Raw genomic sequence first — 1,258 nt, forward strand, 5'->3', positions numbered from 1 at the left:
AGAAAAAAAGGAAATCCCCGAAGCCTATAAAAATCACCAATATAAAGCTAGCGGCTTTATGGAGCCCCGAATAATTGAGGATTACCCAATCAGAGATAATTTGGTAAGCTTAAGCTTGAAGCGAAGACGCTGGGATGTTTTACTAGATCAGAAATGGATCAAGGTAAACCGGAGTTGGGGAGAAATTATTGCACAGGGTACTCGTCTTTCAAAAGAGTTCGCTGATTTTTTAAAAGAAGGCGACCGATAATACACCACTAAACAGCAACCAGGTAGCAGGGTTTTTTGGTGTTTCAGGTAAAAAGCTTCAACGTCAGTACAAAAACCACTTAAGTCATTACCAAGACTGGGAACAAAAATCCCATGCTAAGAAATGGTTGCTCTATCCTCAAAACATAGGGCCTTTTCTTTCTATTGACGAGACCGCTTTATCGCAGGGAGAGCTCTATACGATAATCACCAATAAAGAAGCTAAAGGAAAGAAGGGAGCTTTGGTAGGTATTTTCAAAGGAACCCGTGCAGAGCCAATCATTGACAGGCTTCTTAAACTCCCGTCGTCCATCCGGGATAAAGTTCAGGAGATAACCTTGGATATGGCTCATTCAATGAAGCATATCGCAAAGGTCTGTTTCCCCAAAGCTACACAGGTAACGGACAGGTTCCACGTTCAGAAACTAGCCATTGAAGCATTGCAAGAACTTCGAATAAAATACCGGTGGGAAGCCATTGACCAGGAGAATGAGCAAATAAAGCAAGCAAAGAGCACCAATAAAGCTTTTCTGCCAAAACCCCTTCCTAACGGAGATAGTAGAAAACAACTCTTGGCCAGAAGCAGGTATTTGCTCTACAAGTCAAAAGACAAGTGGACCAATGCTCAAAAAGAAAGAGCAGCCATCTTATTTACCGAATATCCTGAAATAGAAAAAGCATACAAGCTGGTAAATAAGCTCAGAAATATCTTCAATCAAACAAGAGAAAAAGGGATAGCCTTCACAAAACTAGCACACTGGTACAAAGAAGTAGAAGAGTCTGGTTTTAAAAGTTTCAACACAGTGGCCAACAGTATCTATTTAAATTACCACTCCATCCTAAACTATTTCACCAACCGAAGCACAAATGCCTCGGCAGAATCTTTTAATGCAAAAATTAAAGCATTTAGAGCACAATTAAGAGGCGTAAGAAGAACTGAATTCTTCCTGTACAGACTTGAAAAATTATTTGCTTAAAAACTCAAAAACCCAGAAAATGTTCTTGATCC

Annotated in this window: 1 protein-coding gene and 1 pseudogene; both read left to right on the plus strand. The window is 39.9% G+C overall.

Annotated features, from left to right (window positions below; genetic code table 11):
- Nucleotides 1-250: ISAon1 family transposase N-terminal region protein (locus tag DDV96_RS15740; RefSeq protein ID WP_449405531.1), on the plus strand; the 250-nt coding region annotated here is incomplete at its 5' end.
- 55 nt (nucleotides 251-305) lie between these two features.
- Nucleotides 306-1,226 (plus strand): annotated as a pseudogene (locus DDV96_RS15745) (ISAon1 family transposase); the annotation flags it as partial.
- Between the last annotated feature and the right edge of the window lie 32 nt (nucleotides 1,227-1,258).

This window comes from Marixanthomonas spongiae, assembly GCF_003095375.1.
Taxonomy (GTDB): domain Bacteria; phylum Bacteroidota; class Bacteroidia; order Flavobacteriales; family Flavobacteriaceae; genus Marixanthomonas; species Marixanthomonas spongiae.